The sequence below is a fragment of the Sphingobium aquiterrae genome (assembly GCF_037154135.1).
GTDB lineage: Bacteria > Pseudomonadota > Alphaproteobacteria > Sphingomonadales > Sphingomonadaceae > Sphingobium > Sphingobium aquiterrae.
In genome coordinates this window covers 141,443-158,050 of sequence record NZ_JBANFL010000008.1, presented here as the reverse complement: position 1 = coordinate 158,050, position 16,608 = coordinate 141,443, and the positions used below count along the sequence as shown (strand labels likewise).

At 64.8% G+C, this 16,608-nt stretch carries 12 protein-coding genes and 1 pseudogene; 9 read left to right on the top strand and 4 right to left on the bottom strand.

Annotation, left to right across the window (positions count from 1 at the left end; genetic code table 11):
* The first annotated feature begins 149 nt into the window (after positions 1–149).
* From WFP78_RS10645 to WFP78_RS10630, 4 genes and pseudogenes are all read left to right on the top strand, one after another.
* Positions 150–725 carry a regulatory protein RecX gene (locus WFP78_RS10645; protein ID WP_336961636.1) on the top strand — a complete coding sequence of 192 codons (576 nt, stop codon included), beginning with the start codon at positions 150–152 and terminating at the stop codon, positions 723–725.
* 152 nt (positions 726–877) lie between these two features.
* Positions 878–1,495 (top strand): DUF192 domain-containing protein, encoded by a 618-nt coding sequence (locus WFP78_RS10640; RefSeq protein ID WP_336961632.1) that lies wholly within the window; start codon positions 878–880, stop codon positions 1,493–1,495.
* An 85-nt stretch (positions 1,496–1,580) separates the two neighbouring features.
* Positions 1,581–1,961: an NADH:ubiquinone oxidoreductase subunit NDUFA12 gene (locus WFP78_RS10635; protein ID WP_336961629.1), complete on the top strand. Its 381-nt coding sequence runs from the start codon at positions 1,581–1,583 to the stop codon at positions 1,959–1,961.
* A pseudogene (locus tag WFP78_RS10630) lies at positions 1,958–2,350 on the top strand (DUF2155 domain-containing protein); the annotation flags it as partial. The gene WFP78_RS10635 and the pseudogene WFP78_RS10630, both read left to right, overlap by 4 nt.
* Positions 2,351–2,385: 35 nt before the next feature.
* On the opposite strand, the gene aat reads toward WFP78_RS10630, so the two are convergent.
* Positions 2,386–3,153 (bottom strand): leucyl/phenylalanyl-tRNA--protein transferase, encoded by a 768-nt coding sequence (aat, locus tag WFP78_RS10625; RefSeq protein ID WP_336961626.1) that lies wholly within the window; start codon positions 3,151–3,153, stop codon positions 2,386–2,388.
* 484 nt (positions 3,154–3,637) lie between these two features.
* Entirely contained in the window at positions 3,638–4,291 is a 654-nt protein-coding gene (gene fsa, locus WFP78_RS10620; RefSeq protein ID WP_336961623.1) for a fructose-6-phosphate aldolase, read from the bottom strand.
* Between the two features lie 159 nt (positions 4,292–4,450).
* Here fsa and WFP78_RS10615 point away from each other — a divergent pair, with 159 nt between their 5' ends.
* Complete coding sequence (locus WFP78_RS10615; RefSeq protein ID WP_336961620.1) at positions 4,451–4,990, top strand: gamma carbonic anhydrase family protein; 540 nt, start codon at positions 4,451–4,453, stop codon at positions 4,988–4,990.
* Between the two features lie 34 nt (positions 4,991–5,024).
* Here WFP78_RS10615 and WFP78_RS10610 read toward each other — a convergent pair whose 3' ends face one another.
* Together WFP78_RS10610 and WFP78_RS10605 are read right to left on the bottom strand one after the other, a co-directional pair.
* Positions 5,025–7,523: a zinc-dependent metalloprotease gene (locus tag WFP78_RS10610; protein WP_336961617.1), complete on the bottom strand. Its 2,499-nt coding sequence runs from the start codon at positions 7,521–7,523 to the stop codon at positions 5,025–5,027.
* 201 nt (positions 7,524–7,724) lie between these two features.
* Entirely contained in the window at positions 7,725–8,246 is a 522-nt protein-coding gene (locus tag WFP78_RS10605) for an Lrp/AsnC family transcriptional regulator (protein WP_336961614.1), read from the bottom strand.
* A 403-nt stretch (positions 8,247–8,649) separates the two neighbouring features.
* On the opposite strand from WFP78_RS10605, the gene WFP78_RS10600 reads away from it, so the two are divergent.
* From WFP78_RS10600 to WFP78_RS10585, 4 genes are all read left to right on the top strand, one after another.
* Entirely contained in the window at positions 8,650–11,538 is a 2,889-nt protein-coding gene (locus WFP78_RS10600; protein ID WP_336961611.1) for a TonB-dependent receptor plug domain-containing protein, read from the top strand.
* Positions 11,539–11,627: 89 nt separating this feature from the next.
* Entirely contained in the window at positions 11,628–13,232 is a 1,605-nt protein-coding gene (locus WFP78_RS10595; RefSeq protein ID WP_336961608.1) for an amidohydrolase, read from the top strand.
* An 83-nt stretch (positions 13,233–13,315) separates the two neighbouring features.
* A complete protein-coding gene (locus WFP78_RS10590; protein ID WP_336961605.1) occupies positions 13,316–14,923 on the top strand; it encodes an amidohydrolase in 1,608 nt (535 codons plus the stop codon).
* 80 nt (positions 14,924–15,003) lie between these two features.
* Positions 15,004–16,608: an amidohydrolase gene (locus tag WFP78_RS10585; protein ID WP_336961602.1), complete on the top strand. Its 1,605-nt coding sequence runs from the start codon at positions 15,004–15,006 to the stop codon at positions 16,606–16,608.

Sequence of the window (16,608 nt, the reverse complement as noted above, 5' to 3'; positions counted from 1 at the left end):
CTTGGTGTCACCCAATCTTTATATCCTGAAAGTTGCGACGTCCGGTCAATATCGTTCAGCCGGTCGCCTCGCATATTGCAACCCGGCCAGCGTTTCTACCCCATAAGCTGCGTTCAAATTCCGCCGTGACTGTGGCACAAACATGGCGCGTGAGCCCTTACCCACCCAGAAACGCCAGAAATGGCCGCCCCGCGCGTCCGCGCCCGCCGCTTGACGAAGAGTCCCTTCGCGCGCTCGCCCTGCATTATGCCGGGCGTTATGCGACGACGCGTGCCAGGCTGGCCGCCTATCTCCATCGCAAGATCGGCGAGCGCGGCTGGGGGGAGGAGGCGCCGGCCGATGTCGATGCGCTGGTCGATCGCTTCGCCGACCTGCGCTATGTCGACGATGCCGCCTATGCGCAGATGAAGGGCGAGGCGCTGGTCCGGCGCGGCTATGGTGCCCGGCGGATCGGCGAGACATTGCGCGCGGCGGGGGTGGGGGAAGAAGACCGGCAGCGGCCGGAAAGCGCCGCGCGGGCGAACCGCTGGGACGCGGCGCATATCCTTGCCCGGCGCAAGCGGATCGGCCCCTTCGCCACCGCACCCGCCGACCGGCCGACACGCGAAAAGCAGATTGCCGCCTTCCTGCGGGCAGGCCATGACTATGACACCGCGCGCCGCTGGGTCGACGCGCTCCCAGGAGAGATGCCCGATCGTGACCCGAGCGATGATTTTGAAGATTAATATGATGGAGATGAAGCTCATGCCATCAAAAGCTCGTCACCCTGAACCTGGTTCAGGGTCCATTTCCCCCACATACTGCGTCACCCAGAGGCGCAATAGATGCTGAAACAAGTTCAGCATGACGATCCTTATGTGACGGATTTCTGTTCCAGATGACAAGGCCAGCCTGCATCCTCATGGCGCTTGCCCTTGCCGCCTGCGGGGCCAAACCTGCATCCGATACGGCCAACGCGACCGGCAACGACGCGGACAACGCCGTCGCGGCGGCGGCGCAGGGCGCGACGATCCCGCTCACCATCGACACCGGCAAGGGCGTGCATCGCTTCACCGTGGAAGTGGCGCTCTCGCCCGAGCAGCAAGCGCAGGGCCTGATGTTCCGCAAGGAACTGAAGCCCGATGGCGGCATGATCTTCCCCATGACGCCGCCGCGCACCGCCAGCTTCTGGATGAAGAACACCGTGATCCCGCTCGACATGCTGTTCATCAACCCGGACGGCACCGTCGCCATGGTCGCCGCCAACACCAGGCCCTATTCGCGCGAGCCGGTATCGGCGGGCGTGCCCGTCTCCGGCGTGCTGGAGCTGGCGGGCGGGCGCGCGGCGGCCCTGGGCATCGGCACCGGCGCGGTGGTGCATTGGGGCAATTGCACCGCGCCGCAGCGGCCGGACGAGGCATGGGACAGCGTGAATTTCTGCCCGCCCTCACCCCGGCCCTCACCCGCGCCCTTGCCCACATCGCGCCCTGCCGCCGCCGCGGCACCGGCCGGATGAATCTCGCAAAAACCGGATGAATCTCGCAAAAGGACGCTACAACCGCCTTGCCAATCCACCGCCTGAAAGGCTAAGCGCTTCGCCCATGGGAATCCTCTCCAAGATCTTCACCTGGTGGGACGGCGCCACCATCGGCACCGCCCTCTGGAGCAAGCGCAACGGCACGCGCGTCGGCGAGGACCACGCCGGCAACGTGTATTTCGAGGGCAAGGGCCGCCGTTGGGTGATCTATAACGGATCGAACGACGCGAGCCGCGTGCCCGCCGAATGGCATGGCTGGCTGCACAACACCTTCGAGGACGCGCCCGAAAGCTTCCTGCCGCCCGCCCGCATCTGGGAAAAGGACTCCACGCCGAACCTGACCGGCACGGCTGCCGCCTATCGGCCGGGCGGCGCCATCGAAAAGGGCGGACGCCGCCAGATGGCCACCGGCGACTATGAGGCGTGGAGCCCCGACGCGTCATGATTCGCCTGACGGCGGGGGTCGTCCTGCCGGTTTCGTTGCTGTTGCTGTCCGCATGCGACAACAAGATCCCCGAAGCGGAAAAGACAGGCCCTGTCCGAATCGAAGGCAGCGGCATCGGGCAGCAGGGCGGCGCCACCCTGCCCGGCACGCCGATGGCCCAGCGCCAGGCCGTGATCGGCCTGCTCAACAAGCGCAACGGCCTCACCACCGACCTGCGGATGAAACCCGGCGAAGCGCTGCGCATCGGCGACGCCATCGTGCGCCTGCGCGCCTGCGAGACGACGGCGCCATGGGAGAACACGCCCGAAACCGGCGCCTTCGTGCAGCTGGATGTGCGCAGCCCCGCCGACAACAAGTGGCGGCGCAATTTTTCCGGCTGGCTGTTCAAGAACCGGCCGGACCGCAATGTCGTGCAGCACCCGGTCTATGACGTCTGGGTCAAGAGCTGCGCGATGGCATGGCCGGAAACCGGCCCGGAGACCCTCTCCGTCGGCGGCAAGGGGGACAGCAAGGCCGACGGCAAGGCCGGCGCCTCCACCCCGGCCAGCGGATCGAACGCCAGCGAAGCGGCCGAACCCGGCCCGACCGACAGCAGCACGCGCCCGGCGCCCAGCGGCACGCCGGCAACCGACCGGCCCAGCAGCGTCAGATAATCCGGCTGCCCGATCTCGATCGCGCCCAGCGATTTGAGATGATCGGTCATGAACTGGCAGTCGAGCAGGGTGAAACCGCCCACCCGCATCCGCGCCACCAGCCAGGCCAGCGCCACCTTCGACGCATCGGTGCGCCGCGACACCATGCTTTCCCCGAAAAAGGCGTCGCCCAGCGACACGCCGTACAGCCCGCCGACCAGCTCATCCCCCTCCCAGCATTCGATGCTGTGGGCAAAGCCGAGTCGGTGCAGCTCCAGATAGGCGGCCTCTATGTCATGGCTGATCCAGGTCGACGGGCGATCCGGCGCCGCCTCCGCACAGAGCGCGAGAATCGCGCCGAATGCGCGATTGGCCGTCACCGCGAAGCGTTCCCGCCGGATCGTCTTGCCCAGCGAATGGGAGAGGCGGAAGCCTTCGAGCGGCAGGATCGCCCGCTTTTTGGGCTCCACCCAATAGATTTCGTCCGCCTCGCGATCGTCCGACATCGGGAAGACGCCGATGGAATAGGCCTGCAGCAGGAGAAGCGGGTCGATGGTCATCGAATGCCTGCTGTAGAGCCTTTTCGCCGCAGGGGGAATCACCTGCTCGCTCGGAACCGGCGGCAAATCGAAAATCCGCAGGGGCCATGCGATCCGTTGGCACCACAAAGCGGCAGCAGGCGCTGGCGAGCATGTGCATTGCAGGGGGCGGAACGGCAGGCTGGTACACGCTCATCCTGCGGGCGGGTTTTCGACCGGCACCGCCTTTACCCTCGTCCCGGACAGGCGTGACGGACAGCGATTCCTAGAGCAGATTTCGATCCGTTTGCGTCGGCTCAATGCTCTAGCCCGTGAGACATCACGCCAACCTCGTGCCGTCATGCCGGACTTGATCCGGGACCCATTGACCACGACGGTCGCGCATGCGTGCAATGCTTGCGCTCATGGATGCCGGATCAAGTCCGGCATGACGGCATAGGGGGAAGGTCCGCGCGCTGCCTGTCCCGACGGCAGCCGTTGTGGGGACAGGCCCGGCGGCCCGCGATCAGCCGATGGTCTGGCCGGTCTTGGCCCAATCGTCCATGAATGCGGCGATGCCCTTGTCGGTCAGCACATGGTTGAACAGCGAGCGGATGACGGCCGGGGGCGCGGTCATCACGTCGGCGCCGATCTTCGCGCTTTCCAGCACATGGATGCCGTGGCGGACGCTGGCGACCAGGATTTCGGTGCCGAAATCATAATTGTCGTAGATCAGGCGGATGTCGGCGATCAGCTCCATGCCGTCGAAGCCATTGTCGTCATGACGGCCGACGAAGGGCGAGATGAAGCTCGCGCCCGCCTTTGCCGCCAGCAGCGCCTGATTGGCGGAGAAGCACAGGGTCACGTTGACCTGCGTGCCTTCCGACGAGAGCGCCTTGCAGGTCTTGAGGCCATCGACGGTCAGCGGCACCTTGATGCAGACATTGTCGGCGATCTTCCGCAGGATCTCCGCTTCCTTCATCATCGTTGCATGATCGAGCGCGACGACTTCGGCGGACACCGGGCCATCCACCAGCGCGCAGATTTCCTTCACGACTTCCAGGAACTGGCGGCCGGACTTGTGGATCAGGCTGGGGTTGGTGGTCACGCCGTCCAGCAGGCCGGTGGCGGCGAGATCGGCGATTTCCTTGGTGTCGGCGGTATCGACGAAGAACTTCATGGGCTCACTCCTCAAAAGGGCGGCAGGGGCCACATCGCGCGCCCTCCCGGGAATGGCGAGCCCCTTGCACCATCATGCCAAAAGTCTCTACCCCTATTTTCGCGAAATGGCCCGCCAGCCGGGCCCGGAAATGTGAACCCGAGATGGAGAAGACGCCCCATGCCCCTGTATGAATTCGAAGGGCAGCGCCCCACCCTGCCCGCCGACGGCTCCGCCTGGGTCGCGCCCTCGGCCGACCTGATCGGCGACGTGCGGCTGGGCGCACGGGCCAGCATCTGGTTCGGCGCCGTCATCCGCGCGGACAATACGCCGATCATCGTCGGCGACCGCAGCAACATCCAGGAAGGCGCGATGCTGCACTCCGACCCCGATGCGCCGCTGAGCGTGGGCGCGGACGTGACCGTGGGGCATCATGCCATCCTGCATGGCTGCACGGTGGAGGACGGCGTGCTGATCGGCATGGGCGCGATCGTCCTCAACGGCGCGCGGATCGGCGCGGGCAGCCTGGTGGGCGCGGGCGCGCTGGTGACGGAGGGCAAGAGCTTCCCGCCCGGCAGCCTGATCATCGGATCGCCGGCACGCGCGGTCAAGGAACTGCCCCCCGAAGCGCGCGCCGGGCTGATGGCGTCGGCGGCGGGCTATGCCGACAAACAGGCGCGCTTCGCCAAAGGATTGCGCCGGATCGACGTGGCGGGCTGACCCCCCTCCCCGATCCGGCCACGTCAGAACGACATCAGGACGGCAGCAGCCCGTCCGTCCAGTCGCCTTCCATCCATTCGGACTGGGCGCCGCCGATCGGCATGCCCGGCGGGATTTCCGGCGCGCGCGGCTTTTTCGCCAGTTCCTGCTCCAGCCCGTCATTGTCCCGCAGCAACCGGGCCAGTGCCGTGCCCCAGACCGCGTCCTCGCCGCCGCCCGACAGCTTCGCCAGACGATCGGCCAGCACGACCAGCCGTGCCGTCAGGATGCCGGCCGCTTCGGGCGATGTCGCCTTGTCCCGCGCGGCGCGGGCCATTTCCATCGCCGTGCGATAGGCGATGCGGCGGGCGACGGCGCTGGTGCGATTGTCGATGCTGGCGGCGAACAGCCGGTCGAGCAGGGCCTCCACCCCCGGCATCGCCGAGTCGCGCCGATGCTGTTCGAACAGGCGGGTGAGGCGCGTGGGCGCAAGCAGGGTGGAGAGCGTCACCTGCGCCGCGACATCGGCCGCGACCAGCGGATCGAAGGCGGACGGCCCGGCATTTTTGAGGATCTCGATCTCGAACGGCTTGTTCGACGCGCCCTGCAGGCCCGAGGAGAGCTGGAGCGTCAGCGCGTCGGGCACGGTGAGCGCCGCAGGCGAGAGCGTCGTCATCAGCGCGTCCAACGCCGCATTCTGGGCCGCGGCCGACACCGGCACCGGGGCCGGGCGACCGTCGCCCGCCACCGCATAGGCATAGTCGATGCCGCCCACCAGCTTGGCCGCCGCATCCACCTGATAGCGATGGAACAGCCAGACGGGGACGAACTTGCGCCGCATCTCCGCCAGCGGCTCGCCCGCGCGCAACACGCCGGGGCCGAAGCGGGCGATGGCGACCTTTCGCACATCCATCAGCCGCACCAGCTCCGCCACCGGATCGGGCCCATTGTCCCACATGCTGGTCCACGGGCTGGGCGCGTCGGGCGCGCGGCCGTCGACATCGGTCATGAAACGCATGGCGAGCGCCCTGGGGCTGGCGAGTCGCGCCTGCGCATCCGCATCGGGATCGACGCCGGGCGCCGCCTGACCATAGAGCCAGTCGACCGCCACCTTGTCCCACGCGCCGATACCGGCTGCATAGGCGTCGGACAGGTCGATGGCGCCGTCCGTCACCTTCACCAGCGGGCCGGGATAATCCATCACCGATGCGCGATCCTCGATGCTGGCGGCGAAATTGTGCATGAAGCCGATGGCGTGGCCGACTTCATGCGCGCCAAGCTGGCGGATACGGGCGAGCGAGGCTTCGACGGGGTCGTTCGGCCCGCCCTTGCCGGTATTGGCGGCGCCGGCCAGCCCTTCGAAGATCACCATGTCCTGCCGCACGCGCAGCGAGCCCAGCACGACGCTGCCCTTCACGATCTCGCCGGTGCGCGGATCGGCGATCACCTGACCATAGGACCAGCCACGGGTGAAACGGTTGGTCCAGTTGACGACATTGTAGCGCACGTCGAGCGGATCGGCGCCCGGCGGCAGCATCTTCACCTGGAACCCGCCGATGAAGCCCGCCGCGTCGAAGGCATCGGACCACCAGCCCACGCCTTCGAACAGCGCCTGACGGATCGGTTCCGGCGCGGCCGTGTCGATATAGAAGATGATCGGCTTCTTCACCGGCGAGCGGGCAGCGGCCGGATCGACCTTTTCCAGCCGGAAGCGGTTGGCGAGCTGGTGGACCAGATCCTGCCCCAGCGGGCGGGAGAAATCATAGACCTGGGTCGCGAAGCCGCCGGCCCGGATGTCGAATGCGCGCGGGGTATAGCCAAGGTCCGGCAGGCGGATCAGGCTGTGGTGGACGGTGAAGCTCACCTGCCGGGGCTCGGGCGTCATCGCCATCACTTCCGGGCCGGGCGCGTCGGACTGGAAGGTCTGCAGCGCGTCGATCTCGATATTGTCGGGGAAGACCTTGACCGAGGATGGATCGATAAGGCTCAGCGCATCCGTCATCTTGTAGCCCTTGCCGTCGCGGTTGAGGCGCCCGGCGATGTCCATGGCGTCGCGGGTCAGGAAAGACGTAATGTCGACCACGAGGCCGCCGCCCGGATCGGTCGAGACGATGTCCCCCACCCAGACCATGGATGTCGCGAAGCTCTCCCGCACGCCCTTCTGCACATCGGCGGAACCGCCGGTGTGGCGGAATTCCGGCTGCTCGAAGACGACCGTCATCTTCTTGCCCAGCCGGCGGAAGGCCAGCATCTGGGTGGGGCCGTTGCCGCCATGGTCGAGCCGCATATTGGGCGAGCCGAGGCCGCTGCGCAGCGAGGTCGCATAGAGGAAGCGCCCGGCATAGCCGTCCCTGTCGGGCGCCGGCAGGGTGATCAGCACCCTGCCTTCATTGGCGACGACCTTGACGGGGAGCAGCCCAGCCTCCGCCGGGCTGGCGGCGCTTGCCTGGGCCATGGCGGGCGCGGACGTGCCGGCCGATGTCGCCAGGGCCAGCGCGAGCGCGGAAACCAGCGCCATGCGGCGCGCGGGCGCGATCCTGTGAAATGCTGTCATGCGTTCCCCCCAATATGATGACGCGCGATGCGGACGATCGCGAAGCCTCCGGAGGCTAGCATCAAAAACAGCGTATGTTCCGCACATCTGCCATAAAAAACGCAGAACGCACGCAATATTCCTGCGCAATTTCAGGAATTGTCGCTGCTTTCCTGCATCCTGCATGCGAATCGCGCAGGATCGCCCATGCCGGCGGCGGCACTATTTCTTGCGGTCGAACAGGATCGGCGGATTGATGCGCCGGGCCACTTCCCGCATGACGAAGCTGCTCCTGATCTTGGCGACATTCGGCAGGATCGACAGTTCCTTGCGATAGATCAGATCATAATCGTTGAAGGAGTGGACGTGGATGATGATGATGAAATCCGTGTCGCCCGAAACGAAGCCGCAATAGGACATTGACGGGCATTTCACGACCTCCTGCTCGAATTCGTTGAGCACATTCTCCGCCTGCGACACCAGTTCGATCGCCACCACCACGACGCCGCTGAAACCGAGCGCCGCCATGTTCAGATTGGCGTTATAGGCCGAGATGATCCCATGCTCTTCCATGATCTTGCGTCGCCGGGCGACGGCAGTGCTGGAGAGGTTGATCCGCTCCCCCACGGAGACATCCGACGCCCGTCCATCATCGGAAAGCGCGCGAAGGATTCGAAAATCGACAGCATCCAGCGAAACAGTGATGGATTTTCTCCCATATTCCAGAAACGACGCATGATTCATGCCACGACATGCGGATAATTGCCGCAGAATCATGAGAACCGCAACAAACAATCTGATAGCCTCTAAATTGCGAAACGGGATTGCGGTTTTTGATCCGCCGACCGTTTTTCAACAGCAGGCGTGACCGCACAGGGCGGACTGGCAGTCTTGGCCGAAGGGGCCGGCGTGACAACGCCGGAACGGCAGTTTTCTGGCGAAAACTCGCCATGGAGTGCGCGTGCAAGGGAGCATGAACGGCCGGATACAGGCTGTCGTGCTGGAGGATGCCCGAGTTGGTGGAGGTCAACATAAGGGGGTAATAATGGGCGCTCAGCTTTTTTCGCGACGTGATGTGGGACAGTCTCCGACGAGGCTCCTGAAGCGTCATGCACTTGCAAGCGCAGGCATTGCCGCGCTCTGCCTCATGTCCCATCCGGCCTATGCGCAGGCCCTGCCGGAAACGCCGCAGGATGCGCAGGCATCGGATGATACGCCGGACATCACCGTCACCGGATCGCGCATCGTCCGCGACGGCTATGACGCGCCGACCCCGGTCAGCGTCATCAGCACCAAGGAACTGAAGGCCGAAGCGCCGGCGAACATCTCCGATTTCGTGAACACGCTGCCGGCCGTGCGCGGTTCGGGCACGTCGGCCAACTCCAACGGCTCGCTGTCCAACGGCGCGGCAGGCATCAACAGCGTCAATCTGCGCAATCTGGGCGCGAACCGCACGCTGGTGCTGTTCGACGGCCAGCGCTCGGTCGCGTCGACCGCGACCGGCCAGGTGGACGTCAACACCTTCCCGCAGGCGCTGATCGAGCGGGTCGAGGTCGTGACCGGCGGCGCCTCTTCGGCTTATGGCTCGGACGCGGTGTCGGGCGTCGTCAACTTCATCCTCAACAAGAAGTTCACCGGCTTCAACGTGGAATTCGAGCATGGCGTCACCACCTATGGCGACGCGCCGAACTACAAGATCGCCGCAACGGGCGGCAAGACCTTTGCCGACGGGCGCGGCCACATCATCCTGTCCGGCGAATATTTCAGCCAGAAGGGCGTCCAGACGATCGACCGCGACTGGAACGAGAGCGGCTATTTCACCGTCAACAATCCGGCCTACAGCGCTTCGGCCTGCTCCGACAGTTCGGCCAGCACGACCTGCTATCCTGAATTCCTGATCACGGCGGGCGCCGGCACGGGCACGTTCAGCCCCGGCGGCCTCGTGACATCCGGGCCGCTACGCGGCACCTATTTCGGCACGATCGATCCCGCCACGGGCAAGGCGACCGTCAACCAGCTCGCCTTCGGCACGACCAGCAGCCAGTGGATGGTCGGCGGCGATTACAACATCACCAGCGCCGGACATCGCGGCAGCGCCACGCTGCAGCCATCCGAAACCCGCCGCAGCGCCTTTGGCCGCCTGAGCTACGAACTCTCGCCCGCGATCGAAGTCTACGGCCAGGCATCCTACAGCCGCTATAGCGGGCAAAGCTATTATCAGCAGACGCCCACCACCGGCGTCACGATCCGGGTCGACAACGCCTATCTGCCGACCTCGGTCCGCCAGCAGATGATCGCCAACAATCTGACGTCGATCTCCATCGGCACCAGCAACGTCGATCTGGGCCAGCAAGGCAGCGACAATACCCGCGAAGTCTTCCGCTATGTCGCGGGTGCCGGCGGCGAATTCCGCGTGATCGGCGCGGATTGGAAATACGACGCCTATTTCCAGTACGGCAAGACCAAGACGCATGAAATGCTGACCAATGCGTGGAACCTGGCGCGCATGACGCTGGCCACCGATGCGGTCGTCGCGCCCGCCGGAAATGCGGCGGGGATCGCGGCGGGCACCATCGTCTGCCGTTCGACCCTCACCAGTCCGTCCAACGGCTGCGTGCCCTTGAACCGCATCGGCGTGGGCGGCGCTTCGGATGCGGCGATCAACTATGTGATGTATGACGGCGCCCAGCCGGTCCGCGAACAGAAGCTGACGCAAAAGGTCGGCGCGGTCAGCTTCTCGACCAACGATCTCTTCTCGCTCTGGGCCGGCTCGATCTCGCTGGCCTTCGGTGCCGAATGGCGCGAGGAAGCGGTGAGCGGCTTCGTCGATCCGCTCTACCAGCCGGTGGTTGCCAATGGCGTGACCAGCGGCACCTGGATCTACGGCAACTACCTGCCCACCTTCGGCAAGTACAACGTCAAGGAAGCCTTTGTCGAAACCATCATCCCGCTGTTCAAGGGCATGGATTTCAACGGCGCCTTCCGCGCGACCGACTATTCGACGTCGGGCACCGTCACCACCTGGAAGACCGGCCTCACCTGGCAGGCGATCCCGGACGTCAAGTTCCGCGGCACCATCTCCCGCGACATTCGTGCGCCCAACCTGCAGGAGCTGTTCGCAGCGGGCACCGGCCGGACCAACACCGTCACCGTGCCGAATGCAAACGGCACGCTGCGCACCGACCAGTTCAACGAATCGACGATCGGCAACACCGGCCTCAAGCCGGAAGTCGCCAAGACCTATGGTGCCGGCGTGGTCCTGACCCCGACGTTCCTGCCGGGCTTCGCCTTCTCGGCTGACTATTACAACATCAACCTGAAGAGCGCGATTTCCTCGCTCACCGCCCAGCAACTGGTCGACCAGTGCTATAATGACGGCAACACGGACTCCTGCTCCTTCATCTCGACCACCGGCGGCCGCGGCGTCGTGACGCCGGGCCTCGCGATCACCAGCATCGAGATCAAGCCGTTCAACTTCGTGGGCATCAAGACCCAGGGCATCGATTTCGAGGCGAGCTATCGTCGCGAGGTCGGCCCCGGCAACCTGACCCTGCGTGCCCTAGCCAGCTATGCGATCAGCCTGAAGACCGACAATGGCGTCGCCGCGGTGACGGACGATGCCGGCCAGAATACCGGCGGCCTGCCCGACTGGACCTATCGCTTCTCGGCGGGCTACGATCTTCATTCCGGCCTTGGCGTCCAGCTGGTTGCGCGTGGGGTCAGCCCCGGCAAGTACAACAACAATTATGTCGTCTGCACCACCGATTGCCCGGCATCGACCACCGACTACCGCACCATCAACTACAACCATATCGATGGCGCCTTCTTCTTCGACCTGAACACCAGCTACAGTTTCAACATCGGCGGTACGAAGGCCGAAGCGTTCCTGTCGGTGCGCAACGTCTTCAACAAGGACCCGGTTCTGGTCGCCATCGGCCCGAACGGCAACAATACGCCCGCCTATCCGCAGACCAATCGCGCGCTCTACGACGTGATGGGCCGCGTGTTCCGCATGGGCTTCCGCGTGAAGATCTGACCTGTTCCACCCGCCGGGGGCGATGTTCCCGGCGGGTCATGCTTTGACGTCCGTTATTTTTCCTAAACTTCTCAATTCCCGGGGGATGTATGATCAGGGGTTCCAAGCTCATCGCAGGCCTGTTGCTGTCGTCGGCGCTCACCATGCAGGCGGTCCCCGCCTATGCCGACGCCAGTCCCAAGCTGAAGAAGGAAGCCGAAGCCGGCGTCGATGCCCGCGCCAAGATGGTGCAGGAGATGGTCGATTCCGTCTTCTCCTTCGCCGAGCCCGGCTTCCAGGAGTTCAAGACCTCCGAATATCTGACCGGCATCCTGGAGAAGAACGGCTTCAAGATCACCAAGGGCGTCGCCGGTATCCCCACCGCCTGGACGGCGACCTGGGGCGAAGGCGGGCCGCTGATTGCGCTGGGCAGCGACATCGACGGGCTGCTCGGCCTGTCGCAGGTGCCCGGTTCCGCCAAGATCATGCCGCTGGTCGCGGGCGCGCCGGGCCATGGCGAGGGCCATAACAGCGGCATGCCGCTCGTCATCGCCGCCGCGCTCGCCGCCAAGGACGTGATGGTGAAGAACAACATCAAGGGCCGGCTGATGCTGTGGCCCGGCGTTGCCGAAGAATTGCTCGCGACCAAGGCCTATTATGTCCGCGCCGGCCTGTTCAAGGGCGTGGACGCTTCCATCTTCACCCATGTCGGCAACGGATTCAGCACCGGCTATGGCGAGATGGGCAATAACGGCATGGTCTCGGTGGAATATAGCTTCCACGGCAAGACCGCCCATGCCGCCGGCCAGCCCTGGTCCGGCCGCTCCGCGCTGGACGGCGTGGAGTTGATGGACATCGCCTGGAATTTCCGGCGCGAGCATCTGCCGCTCACCCAGCGTTCGCACTATGTCATCACCAATGGCGGCGGCCAGCCCAATATCGTGCCGGGCGAAGCCTCCGTCTGGTATTATTTCCGCGAGCAGACCTTCAAGTCGATCCGCGAACTCTACGATACCGGCAACACCATCGCGGAGGCCGCCGCCAAGGCGACCGGCACCACCGTCACCCGCAAGGTGCTGGGCTATGCCGCGCCCAATTTCGGCAATAAGCCGATAGCCGAGGCGGCGTACAAGAACATCCAGGCCGTCGGCATGCCCAAATGGACCGCCGACGACCAGGCATTCGCCAAGGCGGCGCAGGAAGCCAATGGCTTCAAGCTCCAGCCGCTGGCAACCACCGTCCAGCCGCTCTCCACGCCGGAAAGCCGCGGGCCTTCCATGGGCGGCGGTTCGGATGACATCGGCGACATCATGTGGACGGTGCCGACCATCACCATCCGTTTCCCCTCCAACATCCCGGGCATGATCGGCCACAATGTCACCTCCGCCTTCGCGATGGCGACGCCGATCGCGCACAAGGGCGCGGTGGTCGGCGCAAAGGCGCTGGCGATGACGGTGCTGGACCTGATGACCACGCCGACATTGATCGCGCAGGCCAAGGATTATTTCACCAACGTCCAGGGCAAGACCGACACATATGACCCGGTGCTGACCCCCGAAGACCAGCCGGCGATCTGGCTCAATGAAAAGACGATGAAGGAAATGCGGCCGCTGATGGAGCCCTATTATTACGATCCCGCCAAATACAGCTCCTACCTGGAACAGCTGGGCATCACATATCCCGTGAGCCCGACCGCGCCGCCCACGGCCAAGTGATCCACGGGGCCACCCCGGCCGCATGGCTGCGGGTGGCCCCTTTTTCCATCCGAAAACAGGACAAGGGCCGGAGTCGCGCCGCCATGAAGATGAGAACACGGACATTGGCCGCCCTGCTGGGAACAGCCGGCATCGTCGCGGCGACCATGGGCACCGCCCATGCGGACGCCAGCCCGAAGCTGAAGACGGAGGCCACCGCCAATGTCGAGGCGCATGCCAAGCTGGTGCAGGAGATGGTGGATTCCGTCTTCTCCTTCGCCGAGCCCGGCTTCCAGGAGTATAAGACCTCGGAATATCTGACCGGCATCCTGGAGAAGAACGGCTTCAAGATCACCAAGGGCGTCGCCGGCATCCCCACCGCATGGACGGCGACCTGGGGCGAAGGTGGGCCATTGATTGCGCTGGGCAGCGATATCGACGGCCTGCTCGGCCTGTCGCAGGTGCCCGGTTCCGCCAAGGTCATGCCGCTGGTCGCCGGCGCGCCGGGCCATGGCGAGGGTCATAACAGCGGCATGCCGATGATGATCGCGGCGGCCATCGCGGCCAAGGACGTGATGGTGAAGAACGGCATCAAGGGCCGGCTGATGCTGTGGCCCGGCGTTGCCGAGGAACTGCTCGCGACCAAGGCCTATTATGTCCGCGCCGGCGTCTTCAAGGGGGTCGACGCCAATATCTTCGCGCATGTCGGCACGGGGTTCGGCACCGGCTATGGCAAGCTGGGCAGCACCGGCATGGTCTCGGTGGAATATACGTTCAAGGGCATCACCGCCCATGCCGCCGGCCAGCCCTGGTCGGGCCGTTCCGCGCTGGACGCCGCCGAACTGATGGACGTCGCCTGGAACATGCGGCGGGAACACCTGCCGCTGACCCAGCGTTCGCACGATGTCATCACCAATGGCGGCGGCCAGCCCAATATCGTGCCGGGGGTCGCCTCCGTCTGGTATTATTTCCGCGAAAACACCTTCGATGCCGTCCGCAATCTCTACGAAACCGGCAACAGCATCTCCGAAGCCGCCGCGCAGATGACCGGCACCACCGTCACCCGCAAGGTGCTGGGCTATGCGGCGCCGACCTTTGGCAACAAGCCGCTGGCCGAGGCCGCGTACAAGAATATCGTCGCCGTCGGCATGCCCAAATGGTCGGCGGACGATCAGGCCTTTGCGCGGTCGATCCAGACGACCAACAGGTTCAAGGAATCGCTGCTGCCGACCACGGTGTCGCCGCTCTCCACGCCGGAAACGCGCGGCCCTTCCATGGGCGGCCCCTCCGACGACATTGGCGACGTGATGTGGAACGTGCCGACGATCACCGTCAGCTATCCCTCGAACGTCAACAACATCATCTTCCACAATGTCACCGCCGCGATGGCGATGGCGACGCCGATCGCGCACAAGGGGGCCGTTGCCGGCGCCAAGGCCGTGGCGATGACCCTGCTGGACCTGATGACCACGCCATCGCTGGTGGCCGCGGCCAAGGATTATTTCACCAACGTCCAGCTCAAGGAAGACAAATATGCGCCGGTGCTGTCGGCGCAGGACCAGCCCGCGATCTGGCTCAATGAAAAGACGATGAAGGAAATGCGGCCGCTGATGGAACCCTATTATTACGATCCCGGCAAATACAGCTCCTACCTCGAACAGCTGGGGGTCACATATCCCGCCAGCCCGACCGAACCGCCAAAAGTCAGATAATGTCAATGACCTGCGCCTGTCCGGCCATCGTCGGACAGGCCACCCCTCGGTGTCGCACACCCCCTCTGGAGACCTTGAAGATGAAGATAGCATCACGGTCACTTCTGGCATTGTTGAGTGCGGGCAGCATGATCGCTGCCGCCACCGGCACCGCCCATGCCGACGCCAGCCCCAAGCTGAAGGCCGAGGCCACCGCCAATGTCGAGGCGCATGCCAAGCTGGTGCAGGAGATGGTGGATTCCGTCTTCTCCTTCGCCGAGCCCGGCTTCCAGGAGTATAAGACCTCGGAATATCTGACCGGCATCCTGGAGAAGAACGGCTTCAAGATCACCAAGGGCGTCGCCGGCATCCCCACCGCCTGGACGGCGACCTGGGGCGAAGGCGGGCCATTGATTGCGCTGGGTAGCGATATCGACGGGCTGCTCGGCCTGTCGCAGTTGCCGGGCACGCCCAATATCACCCCGCAGGTCGCCGGCGCACCGGGCCATGGCGAGGGTCATAACAGCGGCATGCCGCTGATGATCGCCGCCGCCATCGCGGCCAAAGACACGATGATCAAGAACGGCATCAAGGGCCGGCTGATGCTGTGGCCCGGCGTTGCCGAGGAACTGCTCGCGACCAAGGCCTATTATGTCCGCGCCGGCCTGTTCAAGAATGTCGACGCGTCGATCTTCACCCATGTCGCGTCGGAATTCGGCACCGGCTATGGCAATACCGGGCTCAACGGCATGGTCTCGGTGGAATATACCTTCCACGGCAAGACCGCCCATGGCGCGGCGCCGTGGAACGGCCGTTCGGCGCTGGATGGCGTGGAACTGATGGATGCGGCGTGGAACATGCGGCGGGAGCATCTGCCGCTCACCCAGCGCTCGCATTATGTGATCACCAATGGCGGCGGCCAGCCCAATATCGTGCCGGATACCGCATCGGTCTGGTATTTCTTCCGCGAGCGCGATTTCGCTTCGATCCGCGCGCTGTTCGAGACCGGCAACGAGATTTCCGAAGCCGCCGCGCAGATGACCGGCACCAAGGTCTCGCGCCAGCTGCTGGGCTATGCCGCGCCCAATTTCGGCAACAAGCCGCTGGCGGAACTGGCCTACAGGAACATCCAGGCCGTCGGCATGCCGAAATGGTCGGCCGACGACCAGGCTTTCGCCAAATCGGTGCAGGCCACCAACAGCTTCCCGCTGAAGCCGCTGGCATCGACCGTTTCGCCGCTGTCCACGCCCGAACTGCGCGGCAACGCCAATTTCGGCGGATCGGACGATATCGGCGACATCATGTGGGCGGTGCCGACGATCACCATCTGGTTCCCCTCCAACATCCCCAACACCATCGGCCACAATGTCACCTCCGCCATGGCGATGGCGACGCCGATCGCGCACAAGGGTGCAGTCGCGGGCGCAAAGGCGGTGGCGATGACGGTGCTGGACCTGATGACCACGCCCGGCGTCATCACCGCCGCAAAGGATTATTTCACCAACGTCCAGGGCAAGACCGACAGATACGACCCGGTCCTGACCGCTCAGGATCAGCCGGCCATCCACCTGAACGAGAAGATCATGAAGGACATGCGCCCGCTGATGGCGCCCAATTATTACGACCCGGGCAAATACAGCTCCTATCTGGAGCAGCTCGGCATCGATTATCCGAACCCGCCCAAGGGGCAGCCCAAGGCGCAATAG